Here is a 17,333-nt window from a genome sequence, read left to right on the forward strand (position 1 = left end):
TATAACTAGTAAAAAGGTTGTATTCAATAATAAGCCAGTAATCAACAAAGTCATATAATAGAGCCAATAAAAAAGTAACCAACAAAATAGCTGTTGGTTACTGTTGTGAAGTCGTATAAGGTTCTATATGAATGATTGCATATTTAACATTATGTTCCGATAGTAAGTTTTGTTCGACTTGAACCGTGATTTCATGGCTTTCGATAACCGTTAAAAGCGGGTTTACATGAATGGTTGCTTCAACAAGAATTTCATTTCCATGCATACGAGCTTTAATTGCGCTCATGTCTTTAACGCCTTCTGTTTTTGAAATGGTCACTCCAATTTTTTGTAATAACTCTTCATCAAAGCCATCGGTTAAGGAGTGGGAAGCGTCTAGGAAAATCTCGACAGCTGTTTTACAAATAATAATTCCGACAACGATAGCAGCGACTCCATCGAGCCATGCGATGCCGATATAGGTTCCTAAAATTCCAACTAAAGCCCCTACACTAACGAGTGCATCCGATCGATTATCCTGTGCAACCGCATAAATAGAAGCGCTGTTTATTTTTCGACTAAGCGCTACATTATAACGATAAATACCGTACATAAACGCCGCGGAGAATAATGCTGTAATTGCTGTCAATATGCTTGGTGATTGAGTATCTTCTGTAAAAAAATCTTCAATAGCACCGGTAATGACATCAATACCGACCGTAATCATGATAAAAGCAGCGATTAAAGAAGCGATTGTTTCTGCACGCAAATGGCCATATGCATGGTTTTTATCTGGCGGGATTTTTGAAATTTTTAATCCAATTAATACGGCAACCGAAGCGACAATATCGGTCGCATTATTTAATCCATCAGCCCATAAGCCTTTGGAGTGACCAAAATAGCCCACCGTTAATTTCAGCGATGCTAAAAATATGTAAGCGATGATACTAATATAGGCCCCTCTTTCAGCTGAAAGAGAATTTTGATCTGTATCCATGATTGTACCCCCATTGCAAACTTGCGTATTAACGATATCAAATGAAACCGTAGTGGGTCTATAGCAACAATGTCTCCCTCATCCATCTAAATTGTATCTTTGCATTTGTATTGATGGGCTAAAAATAAGTTGGTCACAGCTAAAAATACATCCTTAATTAGGAAGGGAGAAAAGATTAGTACTTGTTTTATGAATAAACTAGTAGTATATTCTAACCTAGGATAAAAATTAAATACGTCCACAAGGGGAGCCGAAGAGGCTGAGAGTGAGCGAATGAGTTCTGACCCTATGAACCTGTTAGTTAATGCTAGCGTAGGGATGTGGTTTTGGATATAAAGCAATACGGGCCATCCATTACCGCCCTAGTATTGCTTTTTTATTTGGAAAAAAAGCAATACGGGCAGCTCATCACGCTTCTCTAAATAGGAGAAGGAGGAAGTATAATGAATAATAAAACACTATTTTTAGTGGAAGTAGCGATTTTTGCTGCTTTGGCGTTGCTGCTTGATTTTGTATCAGGTGCGATTATGGGAAGGTTTTGGCCGCAAGGAGGTTCTATTTCCCTTGCGATGGTTCCTGTTTTTCTAATGGCCTTTCGTTGGGGAGTTAAAGGCGGAGTCCTTACTGGAGTTTTATTAGGAGGATTGCAAATTATAACGGGAGCCATTCCGTATCATTTTGCTTCATGGATTATAGATTATTTCTTAGCTTTTGGAGTGGTAGGGTTCGCTGGTGTATATGTGAATAAGGTAAATGTGAGCTTAAGGGAAGGGAACTATTCGAAAGCTAACTTTTACATTATAAGCGGAGTGCTGTTAGGAAGCTTTTTACGATTTTTATGTCATTTTGCTTCTGGTATTATTCTTTATGGAGAGTATGCGCCGCCAGGCCAACCAGTCGCGCTTTACTCGCTCGTTTATAACGGCACGTATATGCTAGGATGCTTTGTACTATCTGCTATTATCGTGGCCATGCTTTATTCAACGGCAAGAAATGTATTAATAAGAAAAGCGTATTAAATCTTCAGTCGGATCTGTTATAGGTCCGGCTTTTTCTATCGTTTAATTTTTAAGTGTTCGTGAATATGGTTGTTCCATTTGATTTGTGGCTTAAATGAGCCACAAATTAATCTATGAAAAAAACTGAGCAAGTATGAAAGTCTCTCGCTCAGCTTGGTATGAAAAAATCATATGGATATGGTTGACTATCCAGGGTGCTTAAAAGCTTTTAATACACTTTATCACCGTTAAAGATAGAGTTTTTAACGATAGCGTAATCTACATTGCGGATTGCTTCTAACTTATTTCCACCTGCATAAGAGATAGAGGACTGAAGATCTTGCTCCATTTCTGTTAATGTATCTTGCAAAGAACCTTTGTGCTCGACGAACATTTTCTTGCCTTCTACGTTTTTCTTTTCGCCTTTTTGAAATTCTGAAGCGGAACCGAAGTATTCTTTATAGAGTTTCCCATCTTTCTCAAACGTTTCTCCTGGTGATTCTTCATGTCCAGCAAATAATGAACCAATCATGACCATAGTTGCACCAAATCTAATCGATTTAGCGATATCGCCGTGTGTACGAATTCCTCCGTCAGCAATAATCGGCTTGCTTGCTGCCTTTGCGCACCAACGCAGTGCAGCTAATTGCCAACCACCTGTTCCAAATCCGGTTTTAATTTTTGTAATACATACCTTTCCTGGCCCGATGCCTACTTTTGTCGCATCCGCACCAGCATGCTCTAATTCTCTTACTGCTTCTGGAGTGCCTACATTTCCAGCAATCACAAAACTATCAGGTAAGTATTTTTTAATATGTTGAATCATCTTTATGACTGCATTCGAATGACCGTGTGCAATATCAATCGTAATATATTCAGGCACAAGCTGTTCCTCTGCTAATTGTTGGATAAATTCATACTCTTCATCTTTAACTCCAACGCTAATCGATGCGATTAATCCTCGTGATTGCATATCTTTAATAAAAGATACTCGCTTCTCTGGTTCGAAGCGATGCATCACATAAAAGTAGCCATTTTCTGCTAAGTAAATAGCAATCTTTTCATCTATAATAGTCTGCATATTGGCAGGTACTACAGGTAACTTAAATGTATGTTTCCCTAAAGTTACCGTTGTATCACATTCAGAACGGCTCTGTACTATACATCTTGCCGGAATTAATTGAATATCTTCATAATCAAACACATTATCCATGTTTTACACCTCTAAATACGAATATTTAATTAACAATAAATAAAAATGTTCGTCTAATGGGTAATTTACATCATTATTATCAGTTTGTCAAAGCTTTTTATACTATAAGATTTCGCTTAGTGTTTTTTCTGATTTAAAAATTTTTTAAAAATCGAGTGAACGAAATTGGAAAGCAAAACGTCATAATAATAAATCGAAGCGGCGGAGGGAGGGAGAGCATGGAAGAAAGAGAGTGGGTTACTGCTGCAAAAAAGGGAGATGAGTACGCGTTAGCTCAGTTGTTTCGACAAAATTATTCGTTTCTTGTTCATTATTTAATTAAGTTAACATATAGCCTTGAGCAGGCAGAAGATTTAGCGCAAGATACAATGGCAAAAGCGATTGAACATGTAGCGAAGTTCAATGGAAAATCGAAGTTTTCAACATGGCTGATTTCCATTGCCACACGCTTATATATCGATCAAAAACGAAGGCAAAAACGAGAACAATCGTGGCAAAAGCAGGAGCAAGCGTTAAGGATGATTCGGTGGCAGGCACAATCCGTTAATGAAGATTGGCACATGATGTTAGAGTCATTAGGAAAGTTAAAGGATGATTTTCGAATCCCCATTTTGCTAAAACATTACTATGGGTATTCGTACGAAGAAATTGCCGCTATGCTGCAAATAGCAGAAGGAACGGTAAAGTCCCGTGTTCATAAAGGAATTCAAATGGTGAGAAAGGAGTTAAATGAAGATGACAAAGGACAATATCCCGTCGGAAAAACAGTCGAGCAAAACTGAAGCAGAGTTTGTACAATCTATGAATCATAGTTTTGAAAAATTAGAGCAATCCTTTTCATTTACAACTCCAGATGTCAATTTTTTTGAACAAAAAATTGCACAACAAAAAAAGCAAATACGGAAAAAGTGGCGTCAGGATCTTCTCCTGTTTAGTACGATAGCCATCATTATCCTTAGCCTGATGTTTACAGCGTTTTTTCAACAGCCCTATGTATTTGTCGTTTTACAAGTTGCGACTGTCATTTCTTTAGTTGGCTATACAGGGTATGAATTTAGGAAGGGAAAGGAGCGGGTACGTCATGAGTAAAGTCGATTTATATATACTGCCTATAGTTGCCCTGCTGCTGCTCGTTCAAAGTATTTATTTGTTTACGGACGCTAGAAAAAATGGAATGAACTATTGGTTTTGGGGCATTATTGGGTTAATTCAAACACCTATGCCGCTTATCTTTTATTTATTAGTTAAACGTTCGCGAAAAAAAGAGGAGGATGAATTAAATGATTATCGTGACTACTGATTTTGTACCAGGAAAAGAAATTACAGAATTAAAGGGATTTGTTCGAGGGAATTGCGTACAGTCCAAACATATTGGAAAGGATATTCTGGCAGGGCTTAGAACGATTGTCGGTGGTGAAATTGACGAATATACAGAAATGATGACGGAGGCGAGGCAGAAGGCTATTGGCAGGATGACAGAAGATGCAAAGGCAAAAGGAGCTAATGCAATTATTGCCGTTCGATTAGAAACTTCATCGATCATGCAAAATGCATGTGAGATTATTGCGTATGGTACGGCTGTTTATGTGGAATAGGCGTTCTTTATGAAGCTTGAAAGGGTGGAGGCATATGGAAACATTTGATTTTATGTTAATTTTGCCATTAGTCATGCTGCAGCTTATTTTAATCATTATTACTTTACTAGATGTAGCGAAACGGGACGCATCGACTTTACAAGGAGAAAGTAAGCTCATTTGGGTATTAGTAATTTTGTTTATTAATATAATCGGTCCAATTATGTATTTAGTGATTGGAAAGAAAAAAGGGTAGATGGGGGAATTTTTTTATGATTTATTGTAAAGATTTAGTGAAAACTTTTCAATCATCAACCGCTGTGAAAGGCATTAATTTAGATATCAATCAATTTGGTTGTTTCGGTTTTTTAGGGGGAAATGGTGCGGGGAAAACGACAACTTTAAGAATGCTCGCGGGGCTCGCTAAACCAACATCTGGAGAAATAAAAGTAGCAGGTGTTGATGTTGTGAAAGAAAAAGATAAGATTGCTCATCTTCTTGGATATCTTCCGCAACATCCTGCTTTCTTTGACCATATGACTGGAAAACAGTGGATGTATTGGGTTGGAGAATTATTTGGTTTGTCTAAAGAAGTGATTGCGGAGCGAACGGAATCATTATTAAAAGATTGTGGAATATGGGAAGCACGAAATCGGAAAATTGGAGAATATAGTGGAGGAATGAAACAACGCCTCGGTTTGGCTCAAGCGTTAATTAATCAACCGAAAGTGCTTATTTTAGATGAACCTGTTTCGGCTTTAGACCCTGTTGGACGCTATGAAGTATTACAGATGATTTCAAAACTAAAGAGAGATATGACGATTTTTATGTCTAGTCATATTCTAGAAGATGTCGAAAAAGTGGCGGATCATATTACGGTTATTGATAAAGGGAACATCCTGATTACATCGAGTTTAGCAGAATTAAAAAATAGGCATTCACACCCGATTATTACATTTGAACTGCTAGAGACGAATCATGAGTTTCTTCACATTTTAAATAATCAAGAGTGGATTGAAACGGTTCGAATGAATCTTAATGAATACCAAGTGACAGTGAAAGAACTAGAGATGGCTAAAAGACAGTTACCAAAACTTATCACGAATCAAAATTTGACGTTAATTAATTATCGAATTGAAACTGCGTCATTAGAGGATATTTATTTAAGGTTGGTGAGTTAATGTGTCTATGTTTTATACGTTATTAAAAAAAGAAATGAATGAATTAGTAAGCTCACATAAATTGTTAATTGTACCGATTGTATCGATTATTTTGATGATTACGTATCCAATTTCAATCAAGCTTCTTCCTACCTTGTTAGAGAGGGAATTACCAAAAGGGGCTACTGTGGATATACCGATGCCTACTGCACATGAAATTATGGCAAACGTCTTTTTGAATTTTGAAATGATGGGTGTATTAATTCTTATTCTTATTTCGATGGGAACCATTTCTGGTGAGAGAGATAAATCGATTGCACCGATGGTTTTAGTTAAGCCAGTCGGCCGAAATGTCTACTTTCTATCTAAATGGTTCACTTATTCCTTATTAGCTAGTGTAAGCTTTTTAATTGGAATGACAATAACAAGTTATTATACGAATTATCTTTTTGAGGAAAAACTAATTTGGGGAGATATGGCTCTGGGCACCTTGTTGTATCTACCTATTTTATTATTTGTTATTACACTTTCAATCTTTTTTTCTTCTTTTGTAAAAAATTCTGTATCAGGTGGTTTGCTTGCGTTTGTTACGTATCTTGTGATTACAAAAGTTCCTCAATATTTGCATGATTCGCTTCAATCTATTTCACCTTATAATCTGATACAAAATGCAAATCAAGTAATAAATGGAGATTCGTATGAAATTATGGTTCCTTTGTTTAGCACCTTATGTCTAATTTCCGTTTTGTTATTGTTAGGCACATATGTATTTAGAAAACAGGAAATTTAAGATTATAATGAGATATTTTTATATTTAAAATGGGTATTTATGCATATTCCTTTTGGTTTATTTATAAATTTTATATAATTGTGCCGTATACAACTAGGAGGAATGACATGAGTATTTACAATTTTTCAGCTAGAAGAATGAATGGACAGGAAGTATCTTTAGAGAAATATAAGGGAGAGGTACTCGTTATTGTAAATACTGCTAGTAAATGCGGATTTACAGAAGCTGTATAAACGATATGAGAATAAAGGATTAACGATTCTTGGATTCCCTTGCAATCAATTTGGAGAACAGGAACCAGGGGAAAATGAAGAAGTAGAAGCTTTTTGTCAGTTGAACTATGGTGTTTCTTTTCCGTTATTTAGTAAGGTGGAAGTAAGAGGAGAAGGTGCTCATCCTTTGTTTAAATATTTAACTTCAGTAGCGCCATTTGAAGGTTTAACAAACAGTTTCAATGCGAAACTGTTGAAAGCAAGATTAGAGCAGGAATATCCTGAGTTATTGCCTGGAGATTCTATTAAGTGGAATTTCACCAAGTTTTTAATCGACCGCGATGGAAATGTTATGAAGCGATTTGAATCAACAGATAGCCCGCTTGATATGGAAGAGGATATTGAAAAGTTATTATAAGCGGAAAACAAAGACTGTCGAAAGCTCGACAGTCTTCTTTTTTATTTCTCAAATAAATTAAAGATTCCTTTTGCGATACTTCCTTCATCAGAAGAACCGCCATTATGCGGCATTGCTGCAAAAACACGGCTTGATAGACGGCTGAATGGAAGGGATTGAATCCACACTTTACCAGGGCCGCGCAATGTAGCAAAGAACAAGCCTGCTCTTATACTACCTTGAAATATGTCCACTAAAGGCAAACCTAGTAGGACATTGAGTTTTTCTATCGCAGTCTTCTGGACACTCTTTTTATGTGAAAATGGTTAAAATGGGAAATCGAGAGTTCGTGAGCGTGAAACAATATCCTAATTTACCCATTTTTATTGGACGCTTTTATTGGTCTTGAGCAATTTTTATTCTACTTAATGTTAATTTACTTTTCAATCTAGGGGCTAATTTGATTGCGGTTTCAGTTACTAATTGCATTTTTGTACTTCAAAACTGAACCCGTTACCTAAAAAGTAGCGTGTTTGCCTAAAACCTATTTTCTTATGCTTCCAATAAAAGGCCAAATCCATTGAATCAATTAGAAATATTTTCAGTTAAAGATGATAAACTTAATTTATTTGTTAGAATATTAGTGGGGAAATTTTCTTATGAATGAGAGGTTTTATTGATGACAATCTTTATGGGCATTAGAACAGAACAGTTTGTATTTGCAGCTATTGATACCAGAGCAACTATAAAAAATAGTGATGGTCCTCAAGAAACTAAAGAGGGTTCAAGAAAACTATATTGGCTAGATAATTATAATATAAGTTTTGCAACAATTGGAACAGTTTTAAAGGGAGAGTATATTCCCTCAATTGATGATCATCTTCGGATTGGCTCTTATATAATAGATAAAATTAATAATAATAATGGAACAAGAAAGTCTTACAAGCAGATTGTTAATGAAATTGCCAATGTGTATAGCAAGACATATAATCAACAGGCTTATGATGGTACTTCTATTACAATGATTTTTGGTTGCGAACCCGATGGAGAACCATTTTTATATGAGTGTAGAAGCCCTGACTTTACTCCAAAGATGGTTAAAAAAAACATAGCTTTGTTTCGTGGGTCCGAAGAACAAGAGTATAAAACACAAAGTATAGAAGTTTTCCGTAAACTAAGGGGCTGTTGGCTAAGAAGAGTTCTGAAAAAAGAGAATAAAATAAACTTACAAGTATGGTCTAAAAGAACCTTCGACTCAATAAGCAATAATAAATATGTTGGATATCCTTTACTTTTAAATATTATTTGGAGTAACGGTAACCAACAAAAAGATACAATAAGTGAAACAAATCTTTCTATAAAGGAAGAATTTAATGTGAAATTAAAAAAATTATTGTAGGTAACTAATACCCCTGTTCTTTTAACAAGAATCTGACTCTGTTAAATGATGCTGTTAATTTTACGGGAGCACCTATTTATGGTCCATCCAGGTTTTAATTCACTATCTCCGGTGGATATTGTCCAAATCCTAACGGAGAAGGGTGTTCCACCACACAAAGTCATTATCGCTCACATTGAAGTCGCTTTTCCTGTAGGAAAGGGTGAGTTTAGTGGTAGAACTTACAAAGCGTGATGTTTTCCTTGAAATTTGATATATTTACTGCTCCACGTTTCGCTTTCCTGAATCCTTTGAAGGCACCAACTGATAAAATCAGAATAACCACTTTTAAAAAACTTATAGCTGGAGGGCACGGTCAACGAATTCTAGTTTCGCACGATTCGCTAACGAAGAACATTATGACAATCAACGTGGGTCTGATATTTTATATGCACTTGAAGTGTCAAAACCGAAAATGAGAGAATTTGGAATGATAGAACAAATCAATAATATTTTTGTTGTAAATCTAGCAGAGAGCTCTTAGCATCGATTAAGACTTCAAATCGCTTAAATTTAAACTATTATAACGGTGCATTAAACAATGTGGGATTAACGCCCCTTTTATTGAAATCCTTATTGAACTAACAGGTGCAAGAGTTATAAAAGCAACGCTACTATGTAAAATTAAATAAGGCACAAAGCATTGATTTGCTTGTGTCTTTATTTGATGTCACACATTGTATAAACGATTTATTTTGTTGTTTTAGATCTCTAATAAGACCTCTTCCACAACAACCAAAAAGGAACGTGACTCACGTTCCTTTTATGTGTGACTTTATATAAAGGCCTTTGCTTTACAAGGTTTTTAAAACTTTTTAGGTCTTTAAATAAAATTTCTTGGCGTTGCTTTTGGCGTATACTTTATTTCTATAAGACAGCCCAATTTATTTTTAAGTGATATAAAATAAAGAGCATTTCTTCAAAAAATCCAATTGGAATATTATGTGTTTTTTATGCTATGATTCATTTAAGAGGTGATATATTTTGGATAAAGAAACGATAAAATATCCTTTCATATCGAGAGTTATTATTAAAAATTTTAGAAATTTCAAAAATGTAGATGTTGATTTAACTAATAAACAAGTAATCCTTGGAGAAAATAATATTGGAAAAACAAATTTTATAAAAGCATTACAATTAGTCTTAGATCCTAATTTATCAGACTATGATAGGTACTTAGAAGAGACAGATTTTAATGATACAATCGAAACACCGTTCGATAATAAGGAGATAATTGAAATATCATTAGAAATTCAGGGATTCGAACATAACACAGCACTTTTAGCGACATTTTGTGATGCAACTATTAATACAAATCCACCAACTATAAGAATTACATATGAGTTTGCCCCAATTAGCGATAAAGAATATGGTTATTTAATCTATTTGGGCGAAGATAAAAGTTTTGCTTTCACCCATCAACATCGTAAAATGTTAAATTTAAAAGTAATTAATGGCCTACGAGATGCAAATAGTGACTTTAAAAATTTAAGAAAATCTCCCCTAAATCAATTACTTAAACAATATGATTTTGATAAAGCGGTTTTAAAAGAGATAGCTCAAAATATGAAAGATGAAGGCAAATCTATTTTGAGTTTTGAAGAGTTAATCGATTTAAAAGAAAAAATTAATAAAAATATTATCAAGATTGTAGGTAATCAAACTTCCTACTCTGATATTTCTTTAGAAACTGTTGATATTAATCCTGATAAAATTCTAAATACATTAAAGTTAATGATTGGTTCTAATAAACAACGTCCTACGTCAGAAGTAAGTTTAGGTGTCACAAATATACTATACATATCTTTAGTGTTACTCTCTTTAGAGGATAAAACTATTCCTACTTTAATAATAAAAGAAGAGTTAGAGAAATTAAGAGAAATTGATAGTGAAAATCTACTGGATGAATTTTATGAAGTACAGGGAGAAAGATATTATAAATTATCTCAAGAAAAAGAAATCTCTCTTGAGTTATATAAATTCTTTAGTAATAATTATGATTCTGATAAGGGTCACACAATCTTAGTGATTGAAGAGCCTGAGGCACATCTACATCCTATTTTACAACGGTGTATTTTTAGAGATGTAATGCGAAAGCCATTGTCTATTATTTTAACAACTCATTCTACAGATATAACGTCAGTGTCTCCTATTAACTCAATTGTTCATTTGAGACTGGAAGAAGACTCGACATCTATACATTCAACCAATAATATTAATCTTAATACAAAAGATAAGTTAGATATAGAAAGATATATGGATGTAAAAAGAAGTGAATTATATTTTGGAAAAGGTGTAATACTAGTCGAAGGAATTGCCGAGGAATACTTGATACCACGATTAGCTTTAAATTTAGGGATAGATTTAGACTTTTATGGGATCGTATGTTGTAATATCAATTCTACTAACTTTAAACCTTATATTGCTCTACTTAGGGAGCTTGGTATTCCTTATATAATTTTCACAGACGGTGACTATTATTATGAAATTGAAGATAATTCCTCTTCAAAAGCTAAAACTAAACGAATATATCACGAATTAGAAAAAGATGATCACAAAAATAAAGGGTGGTTAGGCTTAGATCTAGCTTACGATGCATTAAAAGAATTAAGGATATTTAATTCGGATAAGGATGGTTCTTCGGAAGAGGATTATAATAAAGAAGGTTATTATTTTAGTCACTATACTCTAGAAATTGATTTAATGATTGTGAATGCTGGAGACAGAGTGGCTTCAGAATCTATTTGTAATACATTTAAAGAATTAACAATAGGAGGAGATCAACAAAAAGAAAATTTTACAAATGATTTTGAAGCAGGAGATTTCTATAGTTGCTTAAGAAAGATTGAAAACAGTCAAAATAAAGTAGGTAAAGGAAGATTTGCCCAAAGGTTATCTACATATTCACACTTACTGGTCCCTTCGTATATTGAAAATGGTTTGAAAAGTCTTATATCAAAAATAACAGGTGATTAAGGTGAATGAAACTTACTTAGAAAAAGTGAAAATGTTAGAAAATGATAGAGAGCAGACAATAGCATATAACTCTAAGGGATCAATTGTTATCAAGGCTGGACCAGGAAGTGGAAAAACAAATGTTTTAACTCTAAAAATGGCAAAGTTGTTAAAAGAAAAAATTAAGTTTCCAAGAAAAGTTGCGTGTATAACTTTCAGTAATGAAGCTACTAAGGAAATTAAAGAACGGGTTCAGCAACTAATTGACTATGATAAGAATAACTCGTTCATAGGTACTATTCATTCTTTTTGTTTATCCCAAATATTAAAGCCGTATGTAAAGCTCTTTGAATATGGGATAAACAAAGACTTTAAAATTATTTCAAAAGAGGATAAAGCTAAGTGGATTGACGAGATCAAAGAAAACTTATCTATTAGTCCAGATATGCTAAGTATCACAGAGATTGATAAAGAAAGAACATATATGATAGAAGGCGATAGTCAAGTGAGCATTGAAATATTTGATATTGCTTTACGAGTCGCCAAAGCCTTTGAACAAAGACTTTTAGAGAACAATATGGTCGACTTTATCTCGATGGTAAAAATTGCTACAGAAATGATACAAAATGAACCTTATCTGAGGAAATGTTTAGAGGCCAAATTTCCTTATATATTGATAGATGAATATCAAGATTTAGGAAAACCTCTACACGAAATGGTATTAACACTAATTCAAAAGACAAATATAAAGATAGTAGTTGTAGGTGATCCAAACCAAACTATTTATGGATTTAATGGTGCAATACCGGCATATTTATTAGAACTTGAAAACATAGAAAAGTTTGAAAGTGTAGAATTGAAAAATAATTATAGAAGTCATCAAAAAATATTAGATATATCGTCAAATACTATGAACTTACCCGCAGGTTTTTTTAATGCTAAGAAACTTGTTAAAAAAGCACCAGAAATCAATCTCATAAAACTTAAAGGGGACCATATTGCTCAATATCAATATATTGCTGATGAAATAATACCTACTTGTTTAGAAAAGGGCATAGAATACAGTAAAATTGCAATTCTTATTAGAGCGAAAAATAAAGTGAAAGATTGTCAAAAAATTCTTGAGCAAAACGGTATTCCACACTATGTAATGGTATTTGATTTTAACAGAGGGAAATTTATTAGATTCTTAGAAGACAGTGCTGCTTGGATATTAAATAATCGCAAAATTTACTTTAAAGATCTTTTTAATGAATGGATTACTTTTAAGTATGATACAGCACCATCAAGTAAAATAGTTAATGAAGAAAGAATATTTTTATACTTAACGTTAATAAATTCTAAAGAACATATATCAAACCTTGTAGAGTGGGTAAAATATATCTTTATTAATTTAGATTTAAAGAAAAATATTGTTTCATCTTCTAGACATATTGATGATACTAAAGATTTGAGAGCTTTTGTAAAGTTTATTACAGAGAATAAAGAAAAATTGGATATTGAGAAATTTTCAAATTTAGGTGTTCAAGGTGATACTGTATCATTACTTACAATGCACAGTTCTAAAGGATTAGAGTATGAAGTAGTTATTATGCCTGCGATGGAAGAAGGGACATTCCCATTTTATAGAGTTAAAGAATCTGAAATGGAAGAGGAAAAAAGAATATTTTTTGTATCATTGACTAGAGCTGAGTCAATTTGTTATTTCTTAATGTCAAAAAGTTTATCTGGATATAGGAAAGAACCATCCAGATTTATAAAAGATATTGATTTTACCTCAATCAAAGAAGAATAATGATTCCTTGATCTGAGGTACATCTAAGTAACGTATTTCTGTTTTGCTTAAAAACTTTCCTGTTTTAGGGTGATTTGATGAACCAGCATAAGCAAAAGGAACAAAAGATCAAATGTGATCTCTATTAAGACATTATATCTGAAATCATTAAAACGCATTTTTTATAGTATTAACATAGCAAGTAAAAAGCATATAACCAACAAAAAGAGACTAGCGACTAGTCTCTTTTTGTTGGTTTAAACAATATAAGTCACGCGACTATACTAATTTAAAAATGATTGAATCATTTCAGTAACTTTTTACCTTTGATGAGGAGTCAATTTTTTAGCTGTATTAACCAAGTTTACTAAATCGGTAGTGTATTCGGTAATCGAAAAATGCTGGTTATGGCAGTATGTTTTCTGAATGGAAAAAGAGCCGGAATATATAAGAAGTGCATTAAAACTTGCATATTTCAGGCTCTTTTATTTAATTTTTTATTGTGTTTAAGCACCCGTTTGTTGAATAAGACAATTTCGATTTACGTAGTTCTAATCCCAACAATTAAAGATTATCTCTCCAATTCTTTCAGGCTTCCAAAAAGCTATTAGTTCCAATTCAGCACTATTCAATTCATTGTTATTTTGTAAAATACTCTTTTTAGAACCTAGCCTTAGTATTACGGGTGCATTTAGTTCCTTAGTATCCAGAACATTATAAAAAGGGCTAAACTGTTTGAATAACTCAGGTTCATCAATAAAAGTAATCTTTCCAAATTCTACGTCAAAAGCAAAAGCCATATAAGGATAATGTACATTAAGCAATATATGCAAATGTTTATTAAAAACTTTAGCTTCGACATCAAAAAAATTAGTGGCTACCTGTGGTTCTTTAAAATCCAACACTTTTCCGCCATTCCTGCTAATCAGACTAAAACATATCTGTTTAAATTGTTTTTCATCAATTGTTGCTGGTTTATTATGTTCTGCATTATAAAAACCAGTTACGCCATTAGGAAGTTTCATTAAGCAACCAACCTCATTTATAATTTTCTATAGCTTATATTCTCCATTCCTTCTTGAACAAACCTGCTCCGTTACTTCAATAAGAAAAGGCGGTTCTGCGCTATTGAAGCATCGCACCCATTAGTTTAATAATTTTCAAGTTCAACTTCTAAATCTTTTAAGATTACATCTATTTTAACCACTGCTGTATCATCATCAGTTGGAAAAATAGATGGTTTTATGCCATCATTTTTCATTCCAGTAAGCCATTTATCAACAAAATCATTCAAGTCAATCGGTTTAGCTTTACATTCTGACCATTCATTTTTAGCACAGGCTTCTGCAAATTCCTCTTTGGGGAATAATGGAATAATTGTATTACCTTCCTCATTCTGTCCTGTTGCCCAACCATCATTGTACAAGCCCCAAACTTCTTCAAAATCTACAACCTTTTTTATGAAATACTCGTATCTAATATTTGGTGGTTGTTTCATTACTGCTTCCTATTCATTAGCATTATTCCTTTTTCGATTATTAAAATATCATTTTCTGCTATTTTATCACCAGTTCTTGTTCAACTAAACTGCGACGTTAGCACAATAAGAAAAGCTGCCTTCGATAGCAGCTAGATCTTAAACATAAGCACTCGTTAGTGGAACAACATATTACTCACTATGAATTTCAAAGTAGAAATATCCAAAAGGCAAATGTTCTTCTTTTAATTCCATTTCTGATTTTGCAATTTCCATCATTTTGGGCAGGATTTCCCTTAAAGATTCTTTATATTTTTCAAGTGCTTTTTGATAAGAATCCACATCGTTATTCTTACATAAAGGATATAAAATTGCCCCTAATCTTAAATTATTAAGTGTTCTTTGGGTATCAATGGGGTTGAGACAATCTAGGATGTGCATCTCTTGAATCTTCTCATCAAACCAATCTCTACATTCTATATAAAACATAAATTCCTCGAATTCAATTTGCATATCTACTTCTTCATTTATATAGAATGGTGTAATCCTAATGTATTCGGTAGTTGAATCAGAACTAATAATCTCATCTAATATTCCTTTTAACTCTGTAATGGTCGGGTAATATCTATATTTTCCATTGTAGTAAACAGTGTTATTGTACACTATTTCGTTAATTTTCCCTTTACCTTTCTCTATCATTTTCATTGCCTCTCTTATTACATATTCTTCATATATTAAGCCCACTTCTTCTTGAGCTAACCTGCCCCGTTACTTGAATAAGAATAAAGTGATTCTCCCACTTAGAAAATCGCACCACCTTGCACTTTCTATCTTTCGAAAGCTATCATAAAAATCTATTCATTCTCATCAGGTTTATTGTAATGAATCCGGATTTTTTTTATAGGTCCGAATTTTTGAGAGTGTTTAAGCATTTTCCTGAGTATTTTTTTCTTTCTTTCTTTCTCTTCTTTTTCAGTTAATTTTCTTCTAAAACCAAACATTGAATAATCCTCCTTACATTCAATTATTTAAACATATTAAATCAATAGGAATAATTAAATTAATGGAAGAATAAACCTTTATTGTTATTTCTAGAATAACAATAAAGAATCCTGCTAGAATTCTTCTAATTAATAATATTTTTTAAGAAAATAAGGAAATTAAGGTAAGGTCAAGGGAAGATTAAGAGAAAAACAAGGGGGAGGTCTAGATGGAGGTTGATTTCTCCTCTTATTTATATTTTCTTGATATATTAATAATTTTACGAAAAATATAAAAAAGCTTTACTTTTATATCGGCTAACCTGGAAATAAAATATAAAAAAATTCAACATTAAGCTAAGGGTGCGACGAAATGTTCAGTCTCCATCTGTTGATACTCCTCTGAAAATTACTGAAGCATTAGGAATTTCACTTATCGATTTATTTGATATTAGTGAAGATTTACCTACCGATTTGTTTCTGGCAATTAATTGATGTATGTTTCGGCAGTATGTTTATTAATCTTTTTGAATCATTAATCAAAGAGAAGCTGTATAGGTTCTAATATTTATACATAATTATGAAGCAGTGCTTACTGTACTAACGTTGCAGATTAGTAACCATTGGAATACCAAAAAATTGTAATAAATCATTAACCATTATTATGTTCTCGTTCAACTAACGTTGTAAGTAGAACATAAAATTGAGAATTTTGATATAATTGTCAGTAAAGTAGAGATGAATTTGGAACTGTAAACAAATCACGCTGAAGAAATTGTTCGTATGACACGTAAAATTGATTAAATTAGAATTGGGGGTAGATGTGGATATGAAAATGTCAAAAGTGATTAAGCCGCTGATAATTCCGGCAGCAGCACTTCTTGGTTATGCTGTAATAAAGGGGAAAAAGTCATCTAGCGTGGTTTCTGGCATAGCCCAAGCTGTTTCTAATTCTGCAACTAATCCAGAAAAGACCTTTGCTGGACTCAAGGAAAGTGAATTAAATGAGATTGCCTTAAATACATCTAGAGGCTTGAAAGCAGAAATTGTTGGTAACGCATTGGAGTATTGTTTTAAGTCTGCTAGAGGTAAAAAAACCGCTACTGCGAGAATTGAATTAGATTCGGCAGGTAAGCCAGAATTTGCTTTTCTTCCGTATTCTGGTTCTGCTAATTCACCATATTTTTTTATAAAAAATTTGAGGGATGCAATGAATAAAGACAATTAGTATATATCTGTATGCAAGAAAATTTATGTTTGATAAGAACGGACCGTATGAATTCGGATTTGAAAGCCCGCAGTATTTTGTGGGCTTTTTCTTATTGAAGTAACGGGCAGTTTAGTGTAAGAAGAAATTATCTCATAATCTATACAATACCCTTATAATAA

18 protein-coding genes, 2 pseudogenes and 1 riboswitch are annotated in these 17,333 nt (G+C 33.2%); of the genes and pseudogenes, 13 read left to right on the top strand and 7 right to left on the bottom strand.

Translation table 11 applies throughout. From position 1 onward, the window contains the following. Nucleotides 1-97: 97 nt before the first annotated feature. Nucleotides 98-976: a cation diffusion facilitator family transporter gene (locus BAOM_RS04260; protein WP_127759188.1), complete on the bottom strand. Its 879-nt coding sequence runs from the start codon at nucleotides 974-976 to the stop codon at nucleotides 98-100. Nucleotides 977-1,209: 233 nt separating this feature from the next. Beyond that, a riboswitch (TPP riboswitch) is annotated at nucleotides 1,210-1,312 on the top strand. A gap of 107 nt (nucleotides 1,313-1,419) precedes the next feature. Between BAOM_RS04260 and thiT the strand changes: the two genes are divergently transcribed. Then, entirely contained in the window at nucleotides 1,420-1,995 is a 576-nt protein-coding gene (gene thiT / locus BAOM_RS04265) for an energy-coupled thiamine transporter ThiT (protein ID WP_306821295.1), read from the top strand. 208 nt (nucleotides 1,996-2,203) lie between these two features. On the opposite strand, the gene guaC is transcribed toward thiT, so the two are convergent. Continuing rightward, nucleotides 2,204-3,187: a GMP reductase gene (guaC, locus tag BAOM_RS04270; RefSeq protein WP_127759190.1), complete on the bottom strand. Its 984-nt coding sequence runs from the start codon at nucleotides 3,185-3,187 to the stop codon at nucleotides 2,204-2,206. A gap of 218 nt (nucleotides 3,188-3,405) precedes the next feature. Here guaC and sigY point away from each other — a divergent pair, with 218 nt between their 5' ends. The 8 genes and pseudogenes from sigY (at nucleotide 3,406) to BAOM_RS04310 (ending at nucleotide 7,341) form a co-directional block, all read left to right on the top strand. Continuing rightward, complete coding sequence (gene sigY / locus BAOM_RS04275; protein ID WP_127759191.1) at nucleotides 3,406-3,969, top strand: RNA polymerase sigma factor SigY; 564 nt, start codon at nucleotides 3,406-3,408, stop codon at nucleotides 3,967-3,969. After that, on the top strand, nucleotides 3,923-4,276 hold the full coding sequence (locus BAOM_RS04280; protein WP_127759192.1) for a YxlC family protein: 354 nt from the start codon (nucleotides 3,923-3,925) through the stop codon (nucleotides 4,274-4,276). Before sigY ends, BAOM_RS04280 begins: the two co-directional genes overlap by 47 nt. Beyond that, nucleotides 4,269-4,487, top strand: coding sequence for a sigmaY antisigma factor component (locus BAOM_RS04285; protein WP_127759193.1), 219 nt, complete (start codon nucleotides 4,269-4,271; stop codon nucleotides 4,485-4,487). Before BAOM_RS04280 ends, BAOM_RS04285 begins: the two co-directional genes overlap by 8 nt. Then, nucleotides 4,468-4,782: a YbjQ family protein gene (locus BAOM_RS04290; protein ID WP_127759194.1), complete on the top strand. Its 315-nt coding sequence runs from the start codon at nucleotides 4,468-4,470 to the stop codon at nucleotides 4,780-4,782. The genes BAOM_RS04285 and BAOM_RS04290 overlap by 20 nt, the downstream gene beginning before the upstream one ends. A gap of 34 nt (nucleotides 4,783-4,816) precedes the next feature. Next, complete coding sequence (locus BAOM_RS04295) at nucleotides 4,817-5,017, top strand: PLD nuclease N-terminal domain-containing protein (protein WP_252283074.1); 201 nt, start codon at nucleotides 4,817-4,819, stop codon at nucleotides 5,015-5,017. Between the two features lie 16 nt (nucleotides 5,018-5,033). Further along, entirely contained in the window at nucleotides 5,034-5,942 is a 909-nt protein-coding gene (locus tag BAOM_RS04300) for an ABC transporter ATP-binding protein (RefSeq protein WP_127759195.1), read from the top strand. A 7-nt stretch (nucleotides 5,943-5,949) separates the two neighbouring features. Then, entirely contained in the window at nucleotides 5,950-6,711 is a 762-nt protein-coding gene (locus BAOM_RS04305; protein WP_252283469.1) for an ABC transporter permease, read from the top strand. 107 nt (nucleotides 6,712-6,818) lie between these two features. Beyond that, a pseudogene (locus BAOM_RS04310) lies at nucleotides 6,819-7,341 on the top strand (glutathione peroxidase). A 41-nt stretch (nucleotides 7,342-7,382) separates the two neighbouring features. Here the strand turns inward: BAOM_RS04310 and BAOM_RS04315 are convergent. Next, a pseudogene (locus BAOM_RS04315) lies at nucleotides 7,383-7,544 on the bottom strand (TIGR00266 family protein); the annotation flags it as partial. A gap of 455 nt (nucleotides 7,545-7,999) precedes the next feature. Here BAOM_RS04315 and BAOM_RS04320 point away from each other — a divergent pair. The 3 genes from BAOM_RS04320 to BAOM_RS04330 all read left to right on the top strand — a co-directional run bounded on the left by BAOM_RS04320 (nucleotide 8,000) and on the right by BAOM_RS04330 (nucleotide 13,508). Further along, a complete protein-coding gene (locus BAOM_RS04320) occupies nucleotides 8,000-8,719 on the top strand; it encodes a hypothetical protein (RefSeq protein ID WP_127759197.1) in 720 nt (239 codons plus the stop codon). Nucleotides 8,720-9,742: 1,023 nt separating this feature from the next. Continuing rightward, complete coding sequence (locus BAOM_RS04325; RefSeq protein WP_257467621.1) at nucleotides 9,743-11,734, top strand: ATP-dependent nuclease; 1,992 nt, start codon at nucleotides 9,743-9,745, stop codon at nucleotides 11,732-11,734. A gap of 1 nt (nucleotide 11,735) precedes the next feature. Next, nucleotides 11,736-13,508 carry an ATP-dependent helicase gene (locus tag BAOM_RS04330; protein WP_127759198.1) on the top strand — a complete coding sequence of 591 codons (1,773 nt, stop codon included), beginning with the start codon at nucleotides 11,736-11,738 and terminating at the stop codon, nucleotides 13,506-13,508. Between the two features lie 530 nt (nucleotides 13,509-14,038). Here BAOM_RS04330 and BAOM_RS04335 read toward each other — a convergent pair. The 4 genes from BAOM_RS04335 to BAOM_RS24165 form a co-directional block, all read right to left on the bottom strand. After that, on the bottom strand, nucleotides 14,039-14,512 hold the full coding sequence (locus BAOM_RS04335; protein WP_127759199.1) for a hypothetical protein: 474 nt from the start codon (nucleotides 14,510-14,512) through the stop codon (nucleotides 14,039-14,041). A gap of 125 nt (nucleotides 14,513-14,637) precedes the next feature. Continuing rightward, nucleotides 14,638-14,985 (bottom strand): DUF2750 domain-containing protein, encoded by a 348-nt coding sequence (locus BAOM_RS04340; RefSeq protein ID WP_127759200.1) that lies wholly within the window; start codon nucleotides 14,983-14,985, stop codon nucleotides 14,638-14,640. A gap of 171 nt (nucleotides 14,986-15,156) precedes the next feature. Then, the gene (locus tag BAOM_RS04345) at nucleotides 15,157-15,663 is read right to left on the bottom strand and encodes a hypothetical protein (RefSeq protein WP_127759201.1); all 507 of its coding nucleotides are present in this window, start codon (nucleotides 15,661-15,663) and stop codon (nucleotides 15,157-15,159) included. 155 nt (nucleotides 15,664-15,818) lie between these two features. Beyond that, the gene (locus BAOM_RS24165; RefSeq protein WP_164853125.1) at nucleotides 15,819-15,965 is read right to left on the bottom strand and encodes a hypothetical protein; all 147 of its coding nucleotides are present in this window, start codon (nucleotides 15,963-15,965) and stop codon (nucleotides 15,819-15,821) included. A gap of 808 nt (nucleotides 15,966-16,773) precedes the next feature. Here BAOM_RS24165 and BAOM_RS04350 point away from each other — a divergent pair. Continuing rightward, nucleotides 16,774-17,172, top strand: coding sequence for a hypothetical protein (locus BAOM_RS04350; protein WP_127759202.1), 399 nt, complete (start codon nucleotides 16,774-16,776; stop codon nucleotides 17,170-17,172). Nucleotides 17,173-17,333: the final 161 nt, after the last annotated feature.

The organism is Peribacillus asahii, from assembly GCF_004006295.1.
Lineage (GTDB): Bacteria > Bacillota > Bacilli > Bacillales > DSM-1321 > Peribacillus > Peribacillus asahii_A.